Source organism: Arthrobacter sp. 10T419 (assembly GCF_056394105.1).
In genome coordinates this window covers 55,115-80,278 of record NZ_JBFTHF010000006.1, presented here as the reverse complement: position 1 = coordinate 80,278, position 25,164 = coordinate 55,115, and the positions used below count along the sequence as shown (strand labels likewise).

At 68.6% G+C, this 25,164-nt stretch carries 15 protein-coding genes and 1 tRNA gene; 14 read left to right on the top strand and 2 right to left on the bottom strand.

What is annotated here, in order from left to right; genetic code table 11:
* Positions 1–6: 6 nt before the first annotated feature.
* Positions 7–1,122 carry an AAA family ATPase gene (locus AC1DBD_RS11650; protein ID WP_476917574.1) on the bottom strand — a complete coding sequence of 372 codons (1,116 nt, stop codon included), beginning with the start codon at positions 1,120–1,122 and terminating at the stop codon, positions 7–9.
* Positions 1,123–1,281: 159 nt separating this feature from the next.
* Between AC1DBD_RS11650 and AC1DBD_RS11645 the strand changes: the two genes are divergently transcribed.
* The 5 genes from AC1DBD_RS11645 to AC1DBD_RS11625 all read left to right on the top strand — a co-directional run bounded on the left by AC1DBD_RS11645 (position 1,282) and on the right by AC1DBD_RS11625 (position 7,677).
* Positions 1,282–2,214 carry a TatD family hydrolase gene (locus AC1DBD_RS11645; RefSeq protein WP_476982154.1) on the top strand — a complete coding sequence of 311 codons (933 nt, stop codon included), beginning with the start codon at positions 1,282–1,284 and terminating at the stop codon, positions 2,212–2,214.
* Positions 2,215–2,496: 282 nt separating this feature from the next.
* Complete coding sequence (locus AC1DBD_RS11640) at positions 2,497–3,684, top strand: ubiquitin-like domain-containing protein (protein ID WP_476893230.1); 1,188 nt, start codon at positions 2,497–2,499, stop codon at positions 3,682–3,684.
* Between the two features lie 140 nt (positions 3,685–3,824).
* Positions 3,825–4,733, top strand: coding sequence for a 16S rRNA (adenine(1518)-N(6)/adenine(1519)-N(6))-dimethyltransferase RsmA (rsmA, locus tag AC1DBD_RS11635; RefSeq protein ID WP_476982153.1), 909 nt, complete (start codon positions 3,825–3,827; stop codon positions 4,731–4,733).
* Between the two features lie 58 nt (positions 4,734–4,791).
* Positions 4,792–5,754 carry a 4-(cytidine 5'-diphospho)-2-C-methyl-D-erythritol kinase gene (locus tag AC1DBD_RS11630; RefSeq protein WP_476982152.1) on the top strand — a complete coding sequence of 321 codons (963 nt, stop codon included), beginning with the start codon at positions 4,792–4,794 and terminating at the stop codon, positions 5,752–5,754.
* A 93-nt stretch (positions 5,755–5,847) separates the two neighbouring features.
* Positions 5,848–7,677 carry an ABC-F family ATP-binding cassette domain-containing protein gene (locus tag AC1DBD_RS11625; protein ID WP_441418448.1) on the top strand — a complete coding sequence of 610 codons (1,830 nt, stop codon included), beginning with the start codon at positions 5,848–5,850 and terminating at the stop codon, positions 7,675–7,677.
* Positions 7,678–8,066: 389 nt separating this feature from the next.
* On the opposite strand, the gene AC1DBD_RS11620 is transcribed toward AC1DBD_RS11625, so the two are convergent.
* Positions 8,067–8,666 carry a TetR/AcrR family transcriptional regulator gene (locus AC1DBD_RS11620; RefSeq protein ID WP_476982202.1) on the bottom strand — a complete coding sequence of 200 codons (600 nt, stop codon included), beginning with the start codon at positions 8,664–8,666 and terminating at the stop codon, positions 8,067–8,069.
* Between the two features lie 197 nt (positions 8,667–8,863).
* Between AC1DBD_RS11620 and AC1DBD_RS11615 the strand changes: the two genes are divergently transcribed.
* From AC1DBD_RS11615 to AC1DBD_RS11575, 9 genes are all read left to right on the top strand, one after another.
* Positions 8,864–8,935: transfer RNA gene (locus AC1DBD_RS11615), tRNA-Gln, on the top strand.
* Between the two features lie 214 nt (positions 8,936–9,149).
* The gene (glmU, locus tag AC1DBD_RS11610; RefSeq protein ID WP_476982151.1) at positions 9,150–10,640 is read left to right on the top strand and encodes a bifunctional UDP-N-acetylglucosamine diphosphorylase/glucosamine-1-phosphate N-acetyltransferase GlmU; all 1,491 of its coding nucleotides are present in this window, start codon (positions 9,150–9,152) and stop codon (positions 10,638–10,640) included.
* A 5-nt stretch (positions 10,641–10,645) separates the two neighbouring features.
* Complete coding sequence (locus AC1DBD_RS11605) at positions 10,646–11,626, top strand: ribose-phosphate diphosphokinase (RefSeq protein ID WP_175322781.1); 981 nt, start codon at positions 10,646–10,648, stop codon at positions 11,624–11,626.
* A 293-nt stretch (positions 11,627–11,919) separates the two neighbouring features.
* Positions 11,920–12,537, top strand: coding sequence for a 50S ribosomal protein L25/general stress protein Ctc (locus AC1DBD_RS11600; protein WP_476893227.1), 618 nt, complete (start codon positions 11,920–11,922; stop codon positions 12,535–12,537).
* Between the two features lie 100 nt (positions 12,538–12,637).
* The gene (pth, locus tag AC1DBD_RS11595; protein WP_441418445.1) at positions 12,638–13,225 is read left to right on the top strand and encodes an aminoacyl-tRNA hydrolase; all 588 of its coding nucleotides are present in this window, start codon (positions 12,638–12,640) and stop codon (positions 13,223–13,225) included.
* Positions 13,226–13,488: 263 nt separating this feature from the next.
* A complete protein-coding gene (locus tag AC1DBD_RS11590; protein ID WP_476909341.1) occupies positions 13,489–16,158 on the top strand; it encodes a helix-turn-helix transcriptional regulator in 2,670 nt (889 codons plus the stop codon).
* A 19-nt stretch (positions 16,159–16,177) separates the two neighbouring features.
* Positions 16,178–18,883, top strand: coding sequence for a helix-turn-helix transcriptional regulator (locus tag AC1DBD_RS11585; protein ID WP_476982150.1), 2,706 nt, complete (start codon positions 16,178–16,180; stop codon positions 18,881–18,883).
* 225 nt (positions 18,884–19,108) lie between these two features.
* Positions 19,109–21,844, top strand: coding sequence for a helix-turn-helix transcriptional regulator (locus AC1DBD_RS11580; RefSeq protein ID WP_476893224.1), 2,736 nt, complete (start codon positions 19,109–19,111; stop codon positions 21,842–21,844).
* A 60-nt stretch (positions 21,845–21,904) separates the two neighbouring features.
* A complete protein-coding gene (locus AC1DBD_RS11575; RefSeq protein WP_476982149.1) occupies positions 21,905–24,547 on the top strand; it encodes a LuxR C-terminal-related transcriptional regulator in 2,643 nt (880 codons plus the stop codon).
* Positions 24,548–25,164 lie beyond the last annotated feature (617 nt).

The following is a 25,164-nucleotide window of genomic DNA, read 5'->3' as shown; positions in this document are numbered from 1 at the left end:
AGCCCCCTAGCGGCCGGTGGGGAGGGCCGACGGCCGCGCGGCGGAACGGCCGCCGTCGCCGTCGGTGCGGGTCCGGGCCTGCGCTGGCGCCGTTTCCTGCCCGACCGGCACCCGCGCGAGGATGGACCGGATGACGCTCTGCGGCGTCTCTCCGGTGCTGGCGGCCTTGCGGTCCAGGATGATCCGGTGGGCCAGCACCGATTCCGCCACGCTCACGACGTCGTCGGGCAGCACGAAGTCCCGGCCCTCCAGTGCGGCGGTGGCCTTCGCAGCACGCAGCAGCTGCAGCATGGACCGGGGGCTCGCGCCAAGCCGGAGCATGGCGCTCTCCCTCGTGGCGCGGCCCAGGGCCACCGTGTATTCCTTGATCGGACGGGATACATAGACCTGCTGGACGGTGGCGATCATTGACGCCACCTCGTCCGCGGTTACCACGGCCGTCACCCTGGTCAGCGGGGACGTGGCCTGGTGGGTCTCCAGCATCTCCATCTCGGCGTCGCGGTCCGGATAGCCCATCGAGATTCGGGCCATGAAGCGGTCGCGCTGCGCTTCCGGCAGCGGATAGGTGCCTTCCATCTCGATCGGGTTCTGCGTCGCCACCACCATGAAGGGTTCGTCCAGTTTGTAGGATTTCCCGTCCACCGTGACCTGGTGCTCCTCCATGCACTCCAACAGTGCGGACTGGGTCTTGGCGGAGGCGCGGTTGATCTCGTCGCCAATCACGATGTTGGCGAACACCGCGCCGGGGCGGAACTCGAACATCCGGGAGGCCTGGTTGTAGATGGACACGCCCGTGACATCGGAGGGCAGCAGATCCGGGGTGAACTGGATCCGGCTGACGGAACAGTCGATGGTCCGGGCGAGGGTCTTGGCCAGCAGCGTCTTGCCCACGCCGGGAACGTCCTCGAGGAGCAGGTGGCCCTGGGCGAGGAGCACAGTCAGCGCCAGCTTGGCGGCTTCGGCCTTGCCGTCGATCACCGTGTTGATGGCCCGCAGGATGCGCTCGCTGGCGGCGTGGAATGCCGCGGCCTCCATCGGCGCCGGAATAACGCCGGCTCGCGCCGGGAGGCCCTGCGGCTCCGGCAGCGCTTCGTCAACGGAGGTACGTCGGTGGTAGTCCATCGGCAGCCTTTCAGCCCTGGTGCGGTCCGGGCGGAGCGGCGGGAAGGCCGGGCCCCCACTGCTGCACGCCTGTCTTGGTATCAGCGTACTAACACAACTGACAAAGCAGACAGAGAGTTCCGGGTAATTCTCCGCCCGGCCCGCAGCTAGGCTGGAAGGATGTGCAATCCGCTGATCCCCGCACCCTTCCGCGAGACCGGCAGCGACGGAAGCGGCGCCGGCCCGTCCGGAACTGCCCCGTCCGCCCGGAAGCCGTATCCGCCGGCGCCGGAACCGTTGCCCGTCCCGGTGATGGACAACCACACCCACCTGGACTTCCCGGATGCCGATTTTGCCAACGGGAGCCCGGCAGTCAGCATCAAAGATGTCCTCGACGCCGCCGAGGCCGTGGGGGTCCGGGGCGCCGTGCAGGTGGGCTGCGACCTTGAGTCATCCCGCTTCACCGTGCAGGCGGTGGAGGAGGACTCGCGGCTGCTTGGCGCCGTCGCGCTGCACCCCAACGACGCCCCGGCCTACGCGGCCCGCGGCGAACTGGAGGAGGCGCTGGCGGAAATCGAGGCGCTGGCCTCCCACCCGCGGATCCGTGCCATCGGCGAGACCGGCCTTGATTTCTTCCGCACCGAGGGGGAGGGGCTCGCCCAGCAGCGGTACTCCTTCCGCCGCCACATCGATATCGCCAAGCGGCTTGGCCTGACTCTGCAGATCCACGACCGCGACGCCCACGACGACGTCGTACAGGTGCTCCGGGAGGAGGGCGCTCCGGAACGGGTGGTTTTCCACTGCTTCTCCGGCGGCGAGGAGCTCGCCCGGACCTGCAATGCCGAGGGCTGGTACATGTCGTTCGCCGGGACAGTGACCTTCAAGAACGCGGCGAACCTGCGCGCGGCCCTGGCCATCGCCGAGCCCGGACGCATCCTTGTCGAAACCGACGCCCCGTTCCTCACTCCGCACCCGCACCGGGGGAGGCCAAACGCCAGCTACATGATTCCTTACACGGTTCGGGCGATGGCGGAATTGACAGGCCGCGAGCTCTCCGCGCTGTGCACGCAGTTGGCCGAAAATACCCTGCAGGCATACGGATCCTGGGACTGAAGGCAGCACCCGCCGTCACTCTGGCAACATACCGGGTATGCACAAAATCTTGGTTGGTTTATAACGCTACGGTTACAGTGGACAACTATTAGCCGGGGTCGGGGAAGGCCTTCGGAGAATTTCACTACCTCAGGGCGCGCATTGTGGCAAAGGATCCACGTGTGCGCTCTCGTTTGGAAGTGTGGCGGTGCCCGCGTTTTCCGCAAATATCCGGAGCTGCTCCGGAGCTGCCCTTGGGGGTGTTTGCGCCGGGGAAACGTGTGCGCTTTTCCCCGTGCCCGGATGGTCCAAAAGATATGGGCAATCGTGGTCAAGTTCTTCACATCGGACGGCAAGTTCAGCTTCGTCAAGGTCGGCGCGCAACTCGTGGTGCTCGTGGCACTCGTGCTCGGCCTGGTCGCCTTCGTTGGCAACAACAAGACGGTCACCCTCAACGTCGACGGACGAGTGAGCTCCGTGCAGACCTTCGGCGGCACCGTCGGCCAAGTGGTCCGCGGCGCCAAGGTCGAGCTGCAGGCCGCCGACAAGGTGTCGCCTTCGGCTGAATCCCATGTGCAGGACGGATCCGTCATCAACGTCAACCTCGCCAAGGCCGTGAAGGTCAGCGTGGACGGCGCCGAGCGGACCATCACCACCACCGCGCCCACCGTCGAAGGGCTCGTGACGGAACTCGGCGTCGCCTCCGCCTCGAAGATCTCCGTTCCGAAGGACGCGCAGCTGGCCGTCTCCGGTTCCTTCGTCAGTATCTCCACGCCGAAGGCCGTGACCCTCGTGGCCGACGGCAAGGCCACTAAGACCATGACGACGGCGGCGACCGTCGGCGGCGTCCTCGCCGACGCCGGCGTCAAGCTCGGCGCCAGCGACCGCACCTCGCAGCCCGGCAACGCGCCGGTCGTCAACAACATGGTGGTCAAGGTCTCCCGCGTTGACACGTCCAAGACCGCGGCCACCACCGAAGCCGTACCCTTCGAGACGCTGACCGCCGAGGACGCGGCGCTGCCGAAGGGCGAGCAGAAGGTCATCCAGGCCGGTGTGGCCGGCAGCATCAGCAAGAGCTTCAAGCTGGTCCTCGTGGACGGCCGTATCGCCTCCCGGACGCTCGTGGCCCAGAAGGTCACGCGCGAGCCGGTCACCGAAAAGGTCAGCATCGGCACCAAGGAGAAGCCCAAGGTGGAGGCTGCCGCCCCGGCCGCCGCAAACACCGGCGCCGCGGCCCCGGCGATGATGAACGTGGGCATGTGGGACAAGATCGCGCAGTGCGAGTCCGGCGGCAACTGGTCCATCAACTCCGGCAACGGCTACTACGGCGGGCTCCAGTTCGACGTCCAGACCTGGCTCGGTGCCGGCGGCGGCGCGTATGCCCCCAACGCCAGCCAGGCCAGCAAGGCCCAGCAGATTGCCATTGCCAACCGCGTCTACGCTGAGCGCGGACTGTCCCCGTGGGGCTGCGGCTGGGCGGCCTCCAGCTGACACCCCATTCCGGCCCGCGTGGCCGGTCAGGCAACCACGGTTGCCGCATCGGCTGACCACCGCCGCGGCGCACCTTCGAAGGCCGGTCCCGGATCCCGGGACCGGCCTTCGCCGTTGCCGCCGCGGGATAGGATACCTAGGTGACTGAACCGACCCCCTCCGCCCCCGTCGAGCGCTCCGCGGCGACCGCCGGTGCCCCAGCGCAGCTCCTGGGCGCCTCCGACATCCGCAGGCTGGCCGAGGAAATCGGGGTCCGTCCCACCAAGACCCTGGGCCAGAACTTCGTCATCGACGGCAACACCATCCGGCGCATCGTCGCCGCTGCGGACATCAGCGCGGACGAGACCGTGCTGGAAGTCGGTCCGGGCCTCGGCTCGCTGACCTTGGGCCTACTGGACGCCGCCACCTCGGTCGTCGCCGTCGAAATCGACCCGGTCCTCGCCGCCAAACTGCCCGACACCGTGGCACGCTGGCGCCCCGGCGCCGTCGAAAATTTCCACCTGGTCCTCGCCGACGCGATGAAGGTGACCGAGCTGCCGGTGCAGCCCACGGCGCTGGTCGCCAATCTTCCCTACAACGTGGCCGTCCCCGTCGTGCTGCACCTGCTGCAGCATTTCCCGAGCCTGCGGCACGGCCTGGTCATGGTCCAGGACGAGGTGGCCGACCGGCTCGCCGCCGGCCCGGGTTCCAAGACCTACGGCGTCCCCTCGGTCAAGGCAGCCTGGTACAGCGGCATGCGCAAGGCCGGTGTGATCGGGATGAACGTCTTCTGGCCGGCGCCCAAGATCCATTCCGGGCTCGTCGCCTTCACCCGGCGGGAACCGCCGGCAACCTCCGCCACCCGGGAAGAGGTCTTCGCCGTCATCGATGCGGCCTTCGCCCAGCGGCGCAAGACCCTCCGGGCCGCTCTGGCGGGCTGGGCCGGAAGCGCCGCCGAAGCCGAACGCTGTCTCCGGGCCGCCGGCGTCGACCCCACCGCCCGGGGCGAAGTGCTCGATATCACCGCCTTCGCCCGCATCGCCGAAGCACACGCCCGGCCCGGCACCTGAGCGCCGCGGCCGACGGTTCTGCTTGGAGCCTCAGCCTGCCATGCCATAGCGTGGAGCCATGAACGCAGTGAGAGGGCGCTTTGCCGCCAGGACTGTCCGGGTCAAGGCACCCGGCAAGGTGAACGTCTCACTAGATGTCGGACCGCTGCGCCCGGACGGCTACCACTCGGTGGCAAGCGTCTACCTTGCCGTATCCCTGTATGAAGAGGTCGCCGCCACCAGCACGGACACCGGCGAGATAACGGTCAGCATCAGCCCGGCCAGCACCCTTGACCTGGACGGCGTCGACATCCCGCTCGACGAACGCAACCTTGCGTACAAGGCCGCGGCCATCATGGCCGATGTCTCGGAGCACTCCACCGGCGTGCACCTCGAAATCATCAAGCGGGTTCCGGTCGCCGGAGGCATGGGCGGCGGCTCGGCCGACGCCGCGGCCACCCTGCTGGCCTGCGACGCGCTGTGGAACAGCGGGCTCTCCCGGGACGAACTGGCCCACCTCGCTGCCGAGCTGGGGGCCGACGTGCCGTTCTCCCTGCTGGGAGGGACTGCCGTCGGACTGGGCCTGGGCGACGAGCTCTCCCCGGCGCTGGTGAAGGCTCAGACGGACTGGGTGCTCGTCACCGCGGATTTCGGTCTGCCTACCCCCGCGGTCTTTAAAACCCTGGACCGGCTGCGCGCGGACGAAGGGGTGGAAGTCGAGGAGCCCACCGCCGTCGATCCCCGCGTCCTCGCCGCGCTCCGCAGCGGCGACGCCGATGCGCTCAGCCGGGTCTTGGTCAACGATCTGCAGCGCGCCTCGATCGAGCTGGCACCCGGGCTCCGCGACGTCCTGGGGCTGGGCGAATCCTGCGGCGCGATCGCGGGAATCGTCTCCGGCTCCGGCCCCACGGTGGCGCTGCTGGCGCACAGCCCGGCCGCGGCCGAGGGACTCGCCGAAGACCTGCGCCACCACGGCCTCGACGCCCAGGCGGTCCACGGCCCGGTGCACGGCGCCCGGATCATTTCCGATACGCTCCTTTAGTAGCTTTGACTGTATAGACGTCATATACGTCAGAGCTACGTCAGCTAAGCAGCGTCTTTAGCTCGACCATTTCATCTAGGAAAGCAGTTCCCAGTGGCACACCTGCTCGGCGGCGAGAACCTCACGGTCTCGTACGCAACCCGTACCGTCCTCGATGGCATCACCCTCGGCCTTGAAGAGGGCGACCGGATCGGCATGGTGGGCCGCAACGGCGACGGCAAGTCGACGCTGATGCGGCTGCTGGCCATGCGTGCCACCCCCGACTCCGGCCGGGTGACCAAGCGCAGCGAGGTCAACATCGGCTACCTGGACCAGAGCGACGTGCTCGACGGCGACCTCACCGTCGGCGCCGCGATCGTCGGGGACCAGGCCGACTACGAATGGGCCCGCAACCCGCAGATCCGCGAAATCATGGGCGGGCTCGTGTCCGACGTCGACTGGCACGCCAACGTGCACGCGCTCTCCGGCGGGCAGAAGCGCCGTGTGGCGCTGGCCAAGCTGCTGATCGAGGACCACGATGTCATCATGCTCGACGAGCCCACCAACCACCTCGACGTCGAGGGCGTCGCGTGGCTGTCACGGCACCTGAAGACCCGCTGGCGGCCCAACCAGGGCGCGTTCCTCGTGGTCACCCACGACCGCTGGTTCCTCGACGAAGTCTGCAACAAGACCTGGGAAATCCACGACGGCATCATGGACCCGTTCGACGGCGGTTACGCCGCCTACGTGCTGGCCCGCGCCGAGCGTGACCGGGCTGCCTCCGTGACGGAGGGCAAACGCCAGCAGCTCGTCAAGAAGGAACTTGCCTGGCTCCGGCGCGGCGCCCCCGCCCGCACCGCGAAGCCTAAGTTCCGGATCGAGGCAGCCAACGCCCTGATTGCGGATGTCCCCGAGCCGCGCGACTCGACGGCCCTGAGCAAGATGGCCACCGCCCGGCTCGGCAAGGACGTCCTGGACCTCGAGAACGTCTCCCTCGACTTCCTCGGCGGCGAGCCCGGGCAGAAGCTCTTCGACAACATCACGCTGCGGCTCGCGCCGGGCGAGCGGCTGGGACTCGTGGGCGTCAACGGTGCCGGCAAAACCACCCTGCTGAAGCTCCTCAACGGCGAAATCCAGCCCACCTCGGGGAAGGTCAAGCGCGGCAAGACCGTGGTCACCGCGGTCCTGACCCAGGAGGTCAAGGAGCTCGACGACGTCAAGGACCTGCGCGTCATCGAAGTGATCGAGCGCGAGAAGCGATCGTTCAACGTCGGCGGCAAGGAGTTCACCGCCGGGCAGCTCGTGGAGCAGCTCGGCTTCACGAACGAGAAGCAGTGGACCCCGGTCAAGGACCTCTCCGGTGGCGAACGCCGCCGCCTTCAGCTCCTGCGCCTGCTGGTGGGGGAGCCGAACGTCCTGATGCTTGATGAGCCCACCAACGACCTCGACACGGACACCCTCGCCGCCGTCGAGGACGTGCTGGACGGCTGGCCGGGCACGCTCGTGGTGGTCAGCCACGACCGCTATCTGCTGGAACGCGTCACGGACCACCAGATGGCCCTGCTCGGTGACGGCAAGATCCGCGCCCTGCCGCGCGGCGTGGACCAGTACCTGGAACTGCGCGAGGCTGCGCTGGCAGGCTCCACCATCACCGGCGGCGGCAACCCGGTCACCTCCTCCAGCGCCGCTGCGGCCCCGGCTGCCACCGGACCATCCGAAGCCGAGAAGCGCGACGCCCGCAAGGCCAAGAACCGGATCGACCGGCAGCTGGGCAAACTCAAGCAGCAGGAAGACAAGATCCACGCCCAGATGACCGCCGGCGCCGGCGACGCCTCCAAGTTCGACGAGCTCGCCGGCCTGAACGCGAAGCTGCAGCAGCTCTCCGCCGAACGCGAGGCCCTCGAACTCGAATGGCTCGAAGCCCTCGAGGTCCTCGGCGAGTAACGCCCAAGGCGGAGTCTTCTCCGGACATGTTCCGTGTGCAGGGTCAGGAATGGGCATGCCCGCTGCAGCCCTGCAGGACTCACGGACATGTCCGTCGTTCGGGCCCGGGAATGGGCATGCCCGTTCCAACCCTGCAGGACTCACGGACATGTCCGTCGTTCGGGCCCGGGAATGGGCATATTGGTGATATGTCCATTGCCCGCGAGTAGAGACGGGCATGTCCCTCGGGTGGGCGTGAAGCGGGGCCGCTGGGCATGTCCCTCGGCCCGCGAGCAGGGACGGGCATGTCCCTCGGGTCGGCACGCGGAGGATTGCTTATGGCTCCCGTTCCGGGCTCAGGGCCGCTGCGCCGCGTAGGTGACCGCTGGGCAACCATTGGGCGGGGTTGCTCAGTCCTCGCTGCGGAGTCCCGGGTCCTTTTGCAGGCCGGTGAGGCCGTTCCAGGCGAGGTTGACCAGGTGCGCGGCGACTTCGCGTTTGTCCGGGGTCCGGCTGTCCTGCCACCACTGCCCGGTCATCGCGACCATGCCGACCAGCATCTGGGCGTACATGGCTCCGTCGGCTGCGCTGAAGCCACGGTGGGCGAACTCGTCGGCCAGGATGTACTCGACCCGTGCCGCCACCTGCGAGAGCAGGGTGGAGAACGCGCCTTCGGGCTGTGACGGCGGGGCGTCGCGCATCAGGATGCGGAAGCCGTCGGTCCGGTCCTCGATGTAGCCCAGCAGCGCCAGGGCGGCCCGCTCCACCAGGACGCGGGGCTTGGCCTCCTCGGAGAGCGCCTCATTGATGGAGCCGAGCAGGATCCGGAATTCGTGCTCCACCACCTGGGTGTAGAGGCCTTCCTTGGAGCCGAAGTGTTCGTAAATCACCGGCTTCGAAACGCCGGCTGCGGCGGCAATCTCCTCGAGGGTGGTGCCGTCGAGGCCGCGGAGGGCGAAGAGTCCCCGGCCGATGCCGATCAGCTGGGTGCGCCGCTGGGGCCCGGTCATTCGCGACCTGGGGATGTAGCCGGAGGCCCGCACCGGCCTGCCGGTGCGGTGGTCCGCCCCTCCGGACACGCCTGCGCTGTTGCTCACAGCACCATCATGCCTTACAGCGGTGCCCGTCCCCGGGCGTTGAGTCGCACGAGCAACATCCTTCGTGGCAGAATTGTCTCTTGTGCCACCGGCTCGCTGCCGTGGCATGGTCCGCTCTGGTGTAATGGCAGCACCCCGGCCTTTGGAGCCGTGGAGTATAGGTTCGAGTCCTATGGGCGGAACTGTCGTGGGCGCCCGCAGCCGGAGGAACCGGTCCGGGCGGGCGGGGGCCGGCGGAAGTCCAGTAGGATGAAGAGCATGCCGCGACCGGATTGCGGTCCGGCACGGCCGCGCGGAGCCGGCAACAAGGTGGACCACCTGGCTGTCGCCCCGGGTCAACCGAGATCGACCGAGCAGCGGCACTGAGTCAGGCCACTGAGCAAGGAGAGCCCGTACGTGAGCCCCGAGAACACCGGCCCCGCCGCCGTCATCGTCCTAGCTGCAGGCGCCGGTACCCGGATGAAATCCCGTACCCCCAAGATCCTCCACGAGATTGGCGGTCGCTCCCTCGTCGGCCACGCCCTCAACGCCGCCCGCGCCATCCGGCCCCGCGAGCTGGCCCTCGTGGTCCGCCACGAACGCGACCAGGTCGCCGCGCACATCGCCGAAATCGACCCGCAGGCCTTGATCGTCGACCAGGACGACGTCCCCGGCACCGGCCGTGCCGTCGAAGCCGCCCTCGAGGCCCTCGACGCGCTCCACCCCGAAGCCCGGCTGAGCGGAACCGTCGTCGTCACCTACGGCGACGTCCCCCTGCTCACCGGCGAACTGCTTTCCGAACTGGTCGCCGTGCACGAGGCGGACGGCAACGCCGTCACCGTCCTCACCGCCGTCCTGGACGATGCCGCCGGCTACGGCCGCATTCTCCGCGGCGTGGACGGCACCGTGACCGGCATCCGCGAACACAAGGACGCCAGCGACGTCGAACGCGAAATCCGCGAAGTCAACTCCGGCATCTACGCTTTCGACGCCGGCGTGCTGCGGGACGCCCTGGTCCACGTCACCACGGACAACGTCCAGGGCGAGAAGTACCTCACCGATGTCCTCTCCCTGGCCCGCGCCGCCGGGGGACGGGTCGCCGCCGTCGTGACCGAGGACCGCTGGCAGGTCGAAGGCGCGAACGACCGCGTTCAGCTCTCCGCCCTCGGCGCCGAACACAACCGGCGCATCGTCGAGGCCTGGATGCGCGCCGGTGTCACCGTCGTCGACCCGGCCACCACTTGGATCGACGCCACCGTGACCCTCGACGAGGATGTCCGCCTGCTGCCCAACACCCAGCTGCACGGCTCCACCACCGTGGCGCGCGACGCCGTCGTCGGCCCGGACACCACGCTGACCGACGTGCGGATCGGCGAAGGCGCCAAGGTGGTCCGCACCCACGGGTCCGGCTCCACCATCGGCGCCAACGCCAGCGTTGGCCCCTTCACCTACCTGCGCCCCGGCACCGTCCTGGGCGAGACCGGCAAGATCGGCGCGTTCTACGAGACCAAGAACGTCACCATCGGCCGCGGCTCGAAACTCTCCCACCTCGGCTACGCCGGCGACGCGGAGATCGGCGAGGACACCAACATCGGCTGCGGCAACATCACGGCCAACTACGACGGCGAGAAGAAGCACCGCACGGTCATCGGCTCCGGCGTCCGCACCGGATCCAACACGGTGTTCGTGGCTCCGGTCCAGGTGGGCGACGGCGCGTACAGCGGCGCGGGCGCCGTGATCCGCAGCGACGTCCCCGCCGGCGCCCTGGCCTTGACCATCGCCAAGCAGCGGAACTCCGAAGGCTGGGTCCTCTCGCACCGCCCGGGCTCCATCTCCGCCGCGCTGGCCGAAGCCGCCGGCGCCACCTCATCATCTTCCAGTACTCCGGCATCGACAGAAGAGGGCTAGCAAACATGAGCGAAATTACGGCACACGGGGAGAAGAAGCTGGTGCTCGCCGCCGGGCGGGCACACCCGGAGCTGGCGCGCGAGATCGCCAAGGAGCTGGGCACCGAACTGCTGCCCCTGGACGCCTACGACTTCGCCAACGGCGAGATCTACGTCCGGGCCGGCGAAAGCGTCCGCGGCACCGACGCCTTTGTCATCCAGGCGCACCCGGCACCGCTGAACAACTGGCTCATGGAACAGCTGATCATGATCGATTCGCTCAAGCGGGCCTCCGCCAAGCGCATCACCGTGGTCTCGCCGTTCTACCCGTACGCCCGCCAGGACAAGAAGGGCCGCGGCCGCGAGCCGATCTCCGCCCGCCTGGTCGCGGACCTGTACAAGACCGCCGGCGCCGACCGCATCATGAGCGTGGACCTGCACACCTCGCAGATCCAGGGCTTCTTCGACGGCCCCGTGGACCACCTGATGGCTATCCCGCTCCTCGCGGACTACATCCGCACCCGCGTCGGCTCGGACAAGATCACCGTCGTGTCCCCGGACACCGGGCGCGTCCGCGTAGCCGAGCAGTGGGCCGAACGCCTCGGCGGCGCGCCGCTGGCCTTCGTGCACAAGAGCCGTGACCTGACCGTGCCCAACCAGGCGGTCTCCAAGACCGTCGTGGGCCAGATCGAGGGCCGCACCTGCGTGCTGATCGACGACATGATCGACACCGGCGGAACCATCTCCGGCGCCGTCCAGGTGCTCAAGAACGCCGGCGCCAAGGATGTCATCATCGCCGCGACCCACGCCGTGTTCTCCGACCCGGCGTCGCAGCGCCTCGCCGAATCCGGCGCCCGTGAAGTCGTGGTCACCAACACCCTGCCAATCTCCCCGAGCAAGCACTTCCCGCAGCTCACCGTGCTGTCCATCGCTCCGCTGATCGCCCGCGCGATCCGCGAAGTGTTCGACGACGGCTCCGTCACGAGCCTCTTCGACGGCAACGCCTAGCGGCTAAGCAGCAACACCCAGCCGCGTGCCCGTCCGGGCACCCGGTACCCGGCGCCGGGCCCCGTTTTCGCTAAACGGGGCCCGGCACTGCTAAACTCGTTCCGATACCTTGGCGAGGGAGAGCACCGGTAAACCGCTTGCACGGAAAATGTGCACGGTTGGCTGTACTGCTGGTCTCCGTAATCGACTGGGTCTGAATCTCCCTTCTGAAGGGCGGCCCGGCCGCCCGGCGTTGAAGGTCGCTGACAGACCTCCGCCCTTGCTGAACACCGTTCGTCCCAGAGGAGATATCCATGTCTGAGCAGAAGCTCGCAGCAGAAGTCCGCACCGAATTCGGCAAGGGCTTCGCCCGCCGCGCCCGCATGGCCAACCTGATCCCGGCCGTCATCTACGGCCACGGTGCAGAGCCGATCCACATCACCCTGCCGGCCAAGGCCACCACCCTGGCCGTCCGCACCGCCAACGCCCTGCTGTCCCTGGACATCAACGGCGAAGAGCACCTCGCCTTGGTCAAGGACATCCAGCGCAACCCGATCAAGCAGATCATCGAGCACCTCGACCTGCTGACCGTCCGCAAGGGCGAGAAGGTCACCGTTGACGTCCCCGTTCACGTCACCGGCGACGTTGCCCCGGGCAACGTCCACAACCTCGAGATGACCACCGTCTCGCTCGAGGCCGAGGCAACCCACCTGCCGACCGCCGTCGAGGTCAGCATCGAAGGCCGCGGCGCCGGCGAGCACATCCACGCGTCCGACCTCGTGCTGCCGAAGGGCACCCTCCTGCTGGCAGACGCCGACGCCCTGGTTGTCAACATCTCCGAAGCCGTCGAAATCGTCGAGGAAGAAGAGACCACGGAAGAGGCTGCTCCGGCCGCCGAAGCCGCAGAGTCCTCCGAGGCTGCCGCCGAGTAATTCCGGCGCATTCTCAGGTGGCCGGGTCCCGACGGGGCCCGGCCGCCGTCGTCTCCGCCCCCCGCCGCACCTGGCCCGACGCCCCAAGAAGGATTGATCCATGACTGACAGCTGGCTGATCGTAGGCCTCGGCAACCCGGGTGCCGAATACGCCCACAACCGGCATAACGTGGGTCAGATGGTGCTCGATGAACTCGCGCACCGGGTCGGCGGCGGCTTCAAGTCGCACAAATCCCGCGCCCAGGTCCTCGAGGGCCGGCTCGGTATCGGCGGTCCCCGCGTGGTGCTCGCCAAGCCCCTGAGCTACATGAATGTCTCCGGCGGGCCGGTCTCCGCGCTGGCGAAGTTCTACGACATCGAGCCCGCCCGCGTCATTGCCGTCCACGACGAGATCGACATTCCTTTCAACACCGTCAAGCTCAAGATCGGCGGCGGCGAGGGCGGCCACAACGGCCTGCGCGATATCTCCAAGGCGCTGGCCACGAAGGACTACCTGCGGGTCCGCGTGGGCGTGGGCCGGCCGCCCGGCCGGATGGACACCGCCGATTTCGTGCTGCGGGACTTCGCCGCGCCGGAGAAGAAGGAACTCCCGTTCCTGATCGACGCGGCTGCCGACGCGGTGGAGGCACTGGTCCGTGACGGACTCCAGTCTGCCCAACAAAAGTTCCACCCCGCGAAAGCCGAGTAGCCGCCCTCGCCCTGCCCCGGCGGCGGGAGCCCAGTGACACCCGCCCCGTCTCAAGGGCCGGTCTTCCTTTCCAAGCGTCCCGGCTTGCCGTTATGATCTGTCTACTTGTCGGGGGATAGGGTTACGCTACTTCTAGGCGGACGGTTTCAGGTTTGCCGTCCGCACAGCGGTACGAAGGAAACTAGATGTCGAGGGATTCACTGGGCTGGGGGAATGTTTCCACTGCATTGGCACCGGCCGAAGTTCAAGAGGCCGCGGGGCCGGTGAATAGACACGCGTGGTCCGGTCTGGCACGCGGCGCCGATGCCGACCGCGTGCGGGCCGCCCTGACCGCGCCCGACAGCATGGGTGTGGTCATCACGGGGGACCGGGGAGTCGGCAAATCCCTCGTCGGACGCAGTGCCCTCGCCGGCTTCGGTCCGGACGTCTTTACACTCCAGCTCCGAAGTTCCGGGTCCGGCTCCGCCACGCCCTACGGATGCCTCGCATTCACCCTGGCCCGGCTCCCGCAAAGCGCCCTCGGATCGCCCACCGCGATCCTGCACGGCATCACCTCGCTGATCCGCAACGACGCCGCCGGCCGAAAGTGCGTGATCCTGCTGGACAATGCGGGCTCCCTCGACGAACAAAGCACCGGGGTGCTGCTGAACCTGCTGCAAACCGGAACGGCCAGGCTCGTCGCCACCGCACAGCGCGCCACCGACCTGCCGCCCGACTTCTACTGGCTCATCACCTCCGGCCAGCTCGCCGAGGTCCGGCTCGACACCATGACCGAGATCGAAACCCGGGAAGTGCTCCAGGCTGCGCTCGGGCACCGGGTCTCAACCGCCCTGGCAAGCCAGATGCACGAACTCGTCGGCGGCAGCCCCACGCTCCTGCAGGCCGTCGTGTCGGAGCAGATCGAACGCGGCAATCTGGTGCTGTCCGGCTCCGTGTGGACGCTGGTGGACGAGGTCGTGCTGGACGGGAAGACGGCGCTGGAGGACATCGTCAGGGCCCGGTACGCCAGGGAATCGCCGGAGGCGCGGGAAGTGATCGAGGTGCTTTCCTGCGCACGCTGCATGTCCCTGTCCCGGCTTGCCCGGATGTACGGCCCGGGACTCATCGCTGACATGGAGGATGCCGGGCAGATCGTCGTCGACCGCACCGACCAGCACCTCGTAACGCTCGGGGACCGGTATCTGGGCGACATCGTCCGGAACTGGCTGAGTGTCGAGCGCCGGCTGGAGCTGCGCGACAAGGTTCCCGGCCACCAGGAACATGAACTGGCGGAACTGACCGTCGAGGACCTGCTGGCCTACGCGGCCTGGACGCACGACTGCCACGCCGAGCTGGCGCCGGCCCACGCGCTGGCGGCGGCCCAGGCCGCTGTCCGCCTCTTCGACCCGAAGTTCGCGCTCAAGTGCGCCGGCAGCATCAGCTCCGGCGACGGCGAATGGCCCGCCGGGCAACTGCAGAAGGCCGCCGCGTACCTGCAGCTGGGGCTTCCCCTGCAAGCGATGTCCGCGCTCGACGACATTTCCGAGGCACAGATCAACGGGCTGGAGCCGGAGACCTTCGCCGAGCTGGTTGCGGCCAAGGCCGATTGCATGGCGTGGCTGGAGGACCGCAGCGGGAAGGTGCCGGAGCTTATCCGGCAGGCCCGGCTGCGGCTGCAGGAATTCCGGCAGGGCGACCCGCCGGCCGGCGCTGAAGCACTGGCCCGCGCCGGCCTGTGCCTGGACCTGTGCGAGTTCAATTACCTGTCCTTTATCGGCGACTACGAGCCGATGATGGACCGGCTCCGCGCCGCCGCCACGGCCGCCGACGCCGACGCGCTGGACCCGGTGCACCGGCTCCGGACCTCGATCATCCTGATGGAAGCCCTCTGCGTGACGGGCAAGGAACTCGAGGCCCGCCAGCTGATGCGCGAGATCGGCGGGAAGCTGGGCGACTGGTCCAACGTCCCGCGGATCCGCGAGAACTTCGCCTGGCGGGCCTTCAACGTCCTGCTGCTCTCGGGCCAGTGGCGCCAAAGCATCGACATGCTCAAGGACGCCAGCGGGCGTGCCGGGCACGGCCTGCATTCCGGCAGCGCCGCCACCGACCTCGCCGTCGGGCTCGCCTATGTGTACGCGGGCCGGGGCTACCTGGCCCTTGACCCGCTGCTGGCCGCGATCGCCCAGCTTGAAGTCAGGACCAGCCTGCATGCGCTGCGGCAGGCCTACGCCGCAACGGCCTTTGCGTACGCGCAGATGGGCAATTCAGTGCAGGCCACCGTCTACCTGGACCGCGCACGCTCCGCCGACGGGCCGGCACGCTTCGTGGTCAGCAGTTCGACCGAGTTCTGCATGGATATGGCCTCCCGGTGGCTGGGCGACCCCGAAGCGAAAGACCGGCTGGTTCACGCCGCCGAGCGGCACTTCCGCAACGGCCGCTACACCCTGGCCGGGATCTGCATGCTGGGCGCCACGGTCAACGGCAGCGTCAAGGACTTCCAGTTCATGGAAGACATCGCAGCGCTCCGGCAGGGCCCGCTCGCGGAGCTGTCCCGGGTGGTGGCGGTCGGAAGCCGGAAGAAGGACGCCGTCGTGATGCTCGAGGCCGCCGGACAGGCGGCCGCGCTGGAGCTCGACGCCGTCCAGGCCAGGTGCGCGGCGCTCGCGTTCGACTTTGCCAAGGCGGCCGGGCTGGCGGGGACCGCGACTGCGGCGCACAACATGCTGGAGGTCCTGTCCGAATCGGTGCCGGCGCTGCCAATCGTTCCCCGGACCAAGGGGCCCCTGCTGACGGAGCGGGAGCGGCAAATTGCGGCCCTCGCCGGGAATGGAGTTTCCAACAAGGACATTGCCCTGGAAGTGGGTATTTCGGTTCGAACGGTGGAGGGGCACTTGTACCAGGTATTCACGAAACTCGGGGTGTCCTCGCGGAGTGATCTGCTTGGACTCATCTAGGGCCCGGGCGGAAGCGCCTGTGGAGGAGGAGAACCGCGTCCTGACGGGGCGCTCGGAGGACGTAAGCTCCGCGGTGGAGGCACTCCAAGGCGGCACGCGGGTCGCCGTGCTGCTGCTCGGGGACCACGGGATCGGCAAGTCAACGGTGATGGAGGCCGTCGCGGCCAAACTCAGCGGCGAGGTGACGCCGGTGCGCCTGCACGGCAGCCCGGCCCTGAGCCACGTGCCGTACGGCGTCCTGGCGCCGTTCATCGTCGACTTGCCCGTCGAGGACGCCACCTCCCAGCTGGCCGTTTTGCGGATCTTCTGGAGCTACCTCGAGGGGCAGCGGCGGGCGACCCAGAAACCTCTCCTGCTGATTGTCGACGACGCCCATGACCTGGATGAGGCGACGGCCGGTGTCCTCGTGGAACTCGCCGCCGCCGGCTGGGCAAAACTGCTCGTCAGCGCGGCGGCCCGCCCGGGACTGCCGGAGCCGCTCCTCCAGCTTTGGTTCGAGGGCATTGCCGAACGTCACGACCTGCGCCCGCTCACCCGGGAGCAAACGACCGAAATCCTGGTGCACCAGCTGGGTCCCCAGGTCCTGCCCAGCGTCGCCGAGATGCTCTGGGAGGCGTCCGCCGGCAACCCGCTGCTGCTCAGCTGCCTGGTCGACGACGCGAAGAATGACGGTACGTTGCTCCAGCGCAACGGGGTGTGGCTGCTCACCCGCCCGCTGAACAGCCACGGGGAACGGCTGACCGACGTCGTCCGGCGCCAACTGCTCCGGCGCTCGGCCGACGAACGCAAGGCCCTGAACCTTGTGGCGCTGGCCGAGCCGGTGTCCCGGACGCTGATTGAAGCCTTGGTGGACGAAGCCACCGTGGCGGGGCTGATCGAAGAGGAGCTGGTCCGGGTTTCGGACGCCCCCCAGCCTGAACTGCGGCTGTGGCATTCGGTCTACGGCGACACTCTCCGGAACCTGATCTCCCCGGCACGCAGCCTCCAGCTCCGGCAGAGCCTGCTGCGGCTGATGGACCGGGAACCGGCGTCGGCCGAGGGCCTCCTCCGGCACGTCAGCTGGTCGATGGAATGCGGCGTCGAGGTCGAGGACCGGCAGCTGCTCCGGGCCGCGGTGCTCGCCAGCAGGCTCTTCGAGGACGACCTCGCCCGCAAGGCCGCGTCCCAGGTCAAGGACCCGGAGCTGCAGATCGCGGCGCGGTCGGTGATAGCACGCACGCACTACAACACCTCCAACCATGCCTCTGCCCGGGACATCCTGGAGGCGGATTTCGCCAAGGGACGCACGGTGACGAGCCTGCTCACCGGGTCCCTGCTGTGGGCGGCGGTCCTCTCCGCGCTGGGCCATTCCCCGGCCGACATCATTAAGCGCGCTGACGCACTGCTGCGCGCCGGCGAGCGACTCGCCGCGGAGAACCCCGGCGACGCCGACAGCATCCTTACCGCCACCCGCGACCGGGTGCGGACCATCCGCAGCATGGTCCTGGCACTCGCGGGCTACGGCGAGGGCGCGGCGGCCGCCGGAGCCCCGGACCGTGAAACCGGCGGCAGTGTTTCCGGCGGCGACGATGACCGGCCGCCAGCCGCCAACAATCTTGACAGGGCCTTCAGCCTGGCGCTCCAGTCGGAGCAGCTGCTGGTTCAGGGCAAACCTGACAGCGCCTTCGCGGCGGCCACGGCAGCCTTGGAAGCAGCCGGGGCCGACCACGGCGAACTGTATTTCCTCTCCGACTTCCTGGTGGTCCGCGCCGTCACAGCGGCTATCCACGCAGGGGACTGGACCGCGGCGGAAAGCCTGCTTGGAGGGTTCGTGGCGGCCTTTGGACCAAGCCTGATCTCGTTCGGCGGCGGGGTGCACGCGGCCACCGGCATCATCCTGCTCTACCAAGGCAAGGCGGCGGAGGCCAAACGGACGCTGCGTGCGGCGCTTGAGGCCCTGCGGGTCGCGGATCCCCAGCAACTGTTTTCCCTGACGGCGGCCATGGCCTTCGCCGCCGCTGCCGAGATCGGCGCCACGGAGAAAGCCGCAGGGTTGCTGGCGGACTACGAATCCGCCCGGCCGGCTGTCTCCAGGTACCTGCGGACGCTCTCCGAGATGGCAGTGGTGTACGGCAAAGCCAGGCTGGGCGGCCACCGTCGCGCGGCGGAGGAGCTGGAAAAACTGGGCAGGCCCGACGGCGCCGGCGACACCGTGGGACTGGAGTTCGACGCCCTGGCCTTCAGGCTGGCCCTCGGCGATACGGATGCCGCCGTGCGGCTGCGGGAGCTCAAGCCGGTACTGGAGGGCCGCCGGGCCGCGGCCGTCTGCGGCTACGCCGAGGCGCTCGGCACGGAGCAGCCCGCGCAGCTGATTGACGCCGCCAAGAGCTGCGAGGAAGCCGAACTTTGGGGCTTCGCGGGCCTGGCGTACGGCGCCGCCGCGAGCGCCTACCACGCCGCCGGCGACACGCTGCGGGAGCGGATGGCAGTGTCGCAGCAGCAGCGCTGCCGCGATCGTGCCGAGAGCCTGCCGGGGCAGGAACCGGCCGGGCCGGACGACACGCTCGGACTGCTGACCCGCCGGGAACGCGACATCGTGGCGCTGGCCGTCCGCGGCCTGAGCGACCGTCAGATCGCCGCGGAACTGCAGGTCTCGGTCCGGACCGTTGAGGGCCACCTGTACCGCAGCTACGCCAAGTTGAACATCAGCGGACGCGACGAACTTCGAAGGGTGGCCGGGGAGTAGGTGTTTCCTGCTTCGCCGGAGCGCACCACACCGGCGGCACTCGTAGACCGCCGGCGACTACTTGGTTTGCGGCCCGGGGGCGCCTCGGGGTTTCCGAGTACAGCCACGTAGACCCGGGATCGATACCCGCACCGCAATCGAGTACTACCTACGGATGCCTTTGCCCGGGGTAGTCCATACCGTGGAGATATCACTGGTTAAACATTGATTGCGAAGGTCTCTCCCATGTTTCAGCAAGAAGCCGGCGTGCCTGCTGGCAGCGGTAAAACGGACGCGCTCTTAGCAATACACCGGCCAACCCAGGGACGGCAGGATAAACCCTTCACCCGACAACAGACTGTTTCGGAGATCGTCGAAACCCTGACCTCAGGAGCAGGCTGCGGCGTCGTGCTCGTGGGCGAACACGGGGCCGGGAAGTCCTTCATCGCCCAGCGCGCCCTCGAACAGCTCGGCGATGACTACCTGGTTGTCCAGGTCCGCGGGAGTTCCATAGCCTCAAAGCTGCCCTACGGCGCCCTGAGCGTACTCCTCAATGACCTCGATGCCTCGCACCTGGAACACCCCCTCATGGTGCTGCGCGGACTCACCCACCTGCTGCAGACCAAAGCCCAGGGCCGCGGCGTCGTCCTGTTCGTGGACAACGCCCACGACCTGGATGACCTGTCCTGCATGATGGTGGCCCAGCTCAGCGCCGGAGGGCACGTGACGCTGCTCGCCGCCAGCGTGGACCTGCACCATGTTGGCGGGGACATCATGGGGCTCTGGAAGGACGACCTGCTCCGCCGCGTGGACCTGGAACCCTTCGACTTCGCCGAGACCTCGGCCACGCTCAACCAGGAGTATGGGGGACACTTCTCGCATTCCGCCGCCCGGGCGCTCTGGACCGCCAGCGGAGGGAACGCGCTCTTCCTGCATTCGCTGGCCCGGGAGCAGATCAAGCTCGGCACCGTCGTCCGGCAGGACGGCTCGTGGATCCTGGACGGACGCCCAATCGCGCTGACCGGTGAGGTGCGGGACGTCGTCAAGGCCCGGCTGAACCGGCTCAGCCCGGGCCAGCGCGACGTCTTCGAACTGTTGGCGCTCGCCGGCGCCGTCCCGCTGCAGACGCTCATGAGGATCTTCAATCCGCAGGACATGGACAACCTGCAGGAGCGCGCCCTGATCCAGGTCAGCCACGACCACCCGCCGATGGTCAGTGTCGCCAACGCGGTCACCGCGTCAATCGTCGCCAGCGTGGTCCCTCCGGGCCGCAGCGCGGAACTCCGGCGCCGGCTCACGGCCGTGCTGTCGGACACCGAACAGGCCAAAGCCGGCGGAGCCACGGACCTCGCCTGGGCGCTCGACTGCGGGGAGCGGATCAGCGCGGAAACCGCCGTGGCGGCCGCACGCCAGGCCAACAACGCCTCGGATCCCACTTCGGCGCTGAGGTTCATCCACGAAATCGATGGTTGCGGGGCGCTCGCCGGGGCGGTCGTCGAAACGGTGAAGGCCCATATCTCGTTCAACAACAACGAGTCCGCGCGGCGGATCCTCCACGGACTCGATGATTCTGCCGCCGAGGAGTACCCGCTGACCGAGTGGGTCGCCCTGCAGCTCCTTCGGGCCGAGCTGGACCACCGGAGCGCGGCCACCGCAGCCGAAGCCCCGGCCAGGTTGCGGATGGTCCGCGAGCGCCTTTACGGGCAGCCCGCGGAAGATCCGGCCGAACTGGAATGGGCCCGCGGGCAGCTGCGCCTCGCCGAAGTCAAACTTGCCGCCTTCGAGGGCCGCTATGACGACGTTCTGGCAGTCCGTGCCGATCTTGACCCCGAACTGGGCAGCGAAACAGGCATTCTCACCGCGAGCCTGCTCTGCGAGACCATGGCCGTCAGCGGAAATGTCCTCGGCGCCATGGCGCTGGGCAAGCAGATTATGGCGGCGGCCGCGACCGTCCCGCTGGCAGACACCACCGTGCGCGACATCAGGGGACGCTTCCTGCTGCTCCTGCTCCTTTCCGCGAAGTTCCGGGAGGCGTCTGCCTTCATTGCGACCGCGACCGGCACGGCCGAGCCGCACGCCCGCCTCGGGGGGATGTTCGAAATCGGCCAGGGTGTCATCGATCTTCATGCCGGGCGCCTTGAGAGCGCGATTCCCTGGCTGGAGGCGGGGATGTGGCAGCTCCGGACCCAGGATCCCGACGGGTTGTCCGGCCTGGCCACGGCCGCTTGTGCTTATGCGGCAGGGCTCGCCGGCGACGAGGAAAAAGCCAGCCTGCTGCTCGCCGAAGTGGCGCAGCCGCAACGCCACGGTTCCTGGCTGGTTGGCCGGGTGACGCGCTACTTTGAGCTTTGCGCGCTGGCTGAACTCGGCCAACGCGCAGCTGCCATCCGCACCCTCCTCGCCGAGGCGGCGAGCGAGGCGGACGCCGGCTCGCCGGCCACCGGGCTGCTATTCCTGTCCGCGGCGGCACGGCTCGGGGACCGCCAGCTTTGCCAGAAGCTAGCCGGCCTCGCCGCCCAGGTCACCGGGCAGTTCGCCCAGCTGTGCCTGCGCCTGGCAGAGGGAGTGAAGGACGGCGCCAGCGAGCAGCTGCTGGCTGTGGCCAAGGATGCCGATGCCGCCGGGAACGCGCTCTTTGCCCGCGACGTGGCCCGGCGGGCGGTCTACTGCGCCAATGAAGCCGGGAACCGGATCGCGCTCCGCATCTCGCAGCGCACGGAACAGTCCCTCGACGACAGGTTCGGAAGCCCCGGAAACGGCCTGCATTCGCTGACCACCTCCACGCTGACGGCCCGCGAGTGCGAAGTGGCTGTCCGGGCGGCGGCCGGAACATCCAACCGCAAGATCGCGGAACAGATGCACGTTTCGGTCCGCACGGTGGAAGGCCACCTTTACCAGGTGTACTCAAAACTCCATGTCGCGAGCCGATCGGAGCTGAAGGATGTCATCTCGGCACCGGCGGCCAGCGCCCGCATCGGCTGACCGGCGCAGGGGCAGACCCGGCACGCGGGGCTCGGTCGACGACGGTGCGAGGGGCCCGCTGTGGAAGGCCTGACCGATGCGGCCACCCTGATCGGCCGATTCGGCGTCGTCCGGGACGTGATCCACTGCCTGCGCGAGGAGGGCAGGGCCGGGGCCTTGATTGTCGGGGGAGCGGGGTCCGGGAAAACCGTCGTCATCAAGGCCGTGCTGGCGGAGCTTCGGCCGCAGGGAGCGGTGATCCGCCTCGCCGCCACGCCGGCGCTCGCAGCGGTCCGCTTCGGAGCGCTGACGCCCTACCTGGCGGGCCTGCCGGACCACGATCTCGATTCCTATGCGGCCGTGCTGGGGGCGGTGACTGCCAGCCTCAGATCCGAGCCGGCCCTCGCGCTGTTCGTGATCGACGACGCCCAACACCTGGACCGGGGGACTATCCAGCTGATCGCGCAGGCGGTCGCCACCGGCGCGGCGCGGCTGCTCGCCGCCTGCCGGCCTGGTCCGCTGGTCCCCGAGGAGTTCCTGGCGCTCTGGGGCGACGGCCTCATCTCGAAGTTTGACCTGGCCGCCCTGAGCCGGGGTGAGGTGCACCAACTCTGCGAACAGGTGCTGCGGGCGGACGTGTCTCCGTGGGTGAGCGAACTGTTCGCCAAAATGACCGCGGGCAATCCGTTCATGCTGATGTCGCTGATAGACCATGCTCGGGACACGGGCGCGATCGGAAAGCGCCGCGGAACGTGGTTCCTCCTGGCCCCGCCGGACCTCGGCGATGTCCCGGCAGCGGATCTGGTGGACCACCAGCTCCGTTCCATGTCAGCGGAGGAAAAAACCGCCGCCGCCATCGTCGCCCTGGCCGGGCCCCTGTCGCTGGGCCAGATTCTCCGGTTCAGCAGCCCCCGTGCCGTCGACGCCCTTGAAATGGCCGGAATCATCACGGTCTCGCGGGACCTGGACCGCATCGTCAGGCCGGCCAGCCCGCTCATCGGCGAAATCATCCGCCGCCGCGTCCCTGCGGGCCGGAGTGTCAGCCTCAGGTCCAGCCTCCTGGCCCTTCCCTGGGTGGGCGCCGTGCACCCGGACGCATTCCTGAACCAGGTGCGCTGGTCGCTGGATTCCGGCGCGGAACCAGCGTCCCCGGAGCTGCTCGCGGCTGCCACGGCCGCCAACGCGGGCCTGGACGCCGCGACGGCGATCCGGGCCGCCGGGGCGATCCAGGAGGACCGGTTCATGTCGGAGGCCAGGATCCAGCTGGCCTATTCCAGCTATATCCTCGGCCGCCACGGGGAGGCGACCGATTTTCTCGAGGCCGCGCAGCCGTGGCGGTACGGCCGCGCGTCCTATCTCGCCGCACTCCTGGCTGCCCGGCTCGGGAACTTGGTGGCAGGCGTCGATGTGCCGCGTGAGGCTGGCGCCGGGGAACCGATTCCCGGCATCCCGGATGAGCCGGCGTGGGCGGAGGCAAGCGTGGGCCTCGCCACCGCACTCTTGCTGGAGGACTGGGAGGGCAGGACCACGGAGCTTCAGGAGAGGCTTCGGGAGCTGATCACCGCCGCCGACGCCAACGCGGAAATCCGTATCCCGGCGATGTCGCGCCTGGCCGAGGTCTGGACCGCGCAAGGCCGGGTGCTGGAGGGACTGGGTCTCGGCCGGGAGGCCTGGCGCGACGTGCAGGAGGACGGCCTGGTGCTTCCCCTCGTCCACGAGGACGTCCTGGCGCGGTACTGCCTGAGCCTGGTCCGGGCCGGGGAGTGGGAGGAACTCGCTTCGGTCCTGGACGACTATTCCTCGAACCTGGCCCCGCGGCTGGTGTACAGCGGCGGACTGCTGCACGTGATGCGCGGCTACTCCCGGCTGCGGCAGGGGCGGGTCCCGGAAAGCCTGGCGGAGCTGCTGCTCGGCGTCGAAGAACTCCTGATCGCCGACCCCTGGGAACTGTCCGCCTTCGCCCGTGCGGTGACAGCCTACGCCGCCTCCGCCGTCGGGCATCCAGGCGAGGCGGCAGAGCAGGCGCAAGCCTTCCGCAGCGCCGCCTACCGGGCGCCGGAGACACTGCGGCTCCTCGCAGAGGCTTACTGTACCGCCGCCGAACAGGCCTCCGGCGGGGACGCGGACGACGCGCGCCGCGAGCTGGGCCGGCTCGCGGACGAGGCGCAGCAGCAGGGGCTCAGAGCCGTCGAGACCGACATCCGCCGGTTGGCCCTCCGCGGCGGGGACACTGCAGCCGCCGCGGCGCTGGCGGCCAGCAGCGGCGCCGTCGACGTGCCGGAGGCGCGCCTGCTGCGGGCCTACGCGCTCGCCGTCACGGCCGCGGATTCGACGGCGCTTACGGCGCTCAGCGACCAGGCCATGAACGCGGGGCACCTGCTGCTGGCGCTCGAAGCCGCGCAGCAGGCCGCACGACTGCTGGAGAACGACCCGGAAAAATGGAAGCTCACAGCCGTGCAGCGCAAGGTGCACCGCCGGATGGTCGCGGCCGGCATGTCCGGTCCATTGAGCAACGCCCAAGGTGAACACCGTGCCGAGTTGACCGCCCGCGAATCCGAGATCCTGAAGCTGGTGACGGCCGGGGACACGAACGCGGAAATTGCCGCCAAACTCACCGTTTCCCAGCGGACCGTCGAGGGGCACCTGTACCGGATCTTCGGGAAGCTCGGCGTCAGTCGCCGCGGCGAACTTGTGGAAATCCAAAAGGATCTTGATTTGCCCTAGCCTCCAGACCGACAGTAACCAAGCCATCGAGGGCGCCCAGTCCCGCAGTTACAGGCGTCCCCGGTGGCCTGCGTATCGAGCGAGTGACACCAACGCCGGACGAGTATGGCCAAGTAGTTCCGCAGCCAGGAAAGAGGGAGAAGTCGGGTAAATCCTACTCGTGTGCAGATCCGGCCCCCGCGATTGACTTAAGTCAGTCCCGGGAACGACTCAAAAAGTCCTAAAATTAGTATTTAGAGGGCGGTATTGGAACGCGGGCAACCGCAGCAGCCACCGGAAACGCTGGCTGCGTAGACACCTCCCACACCCGAACTCCTTCATTGGAACGGTACGGTGCCGCAGGCGGCAGCCGTACCCCAAAGACGGAGCCGGCGGCGTCAGAGCCTTCTGAGACCGAGGCTCTCCCCCCAGCCGCCGCCGGCTCCCTTTTTACGGTCTGCAGCACGGAAAGTTGGGGGAACTGCCGTAGACGCGGCAACGGACACCGCGCCCGCCCCAGTAGGCGAGGCAACGGTTCGGATCAAAGCCCCGCCAGGGTGCCACGGCACCCGGCGGGGCATTTGACGTTCCGGAACCGTTTCGGGACATGTGCCGGCTTCACCGCAGAGCACAATCCG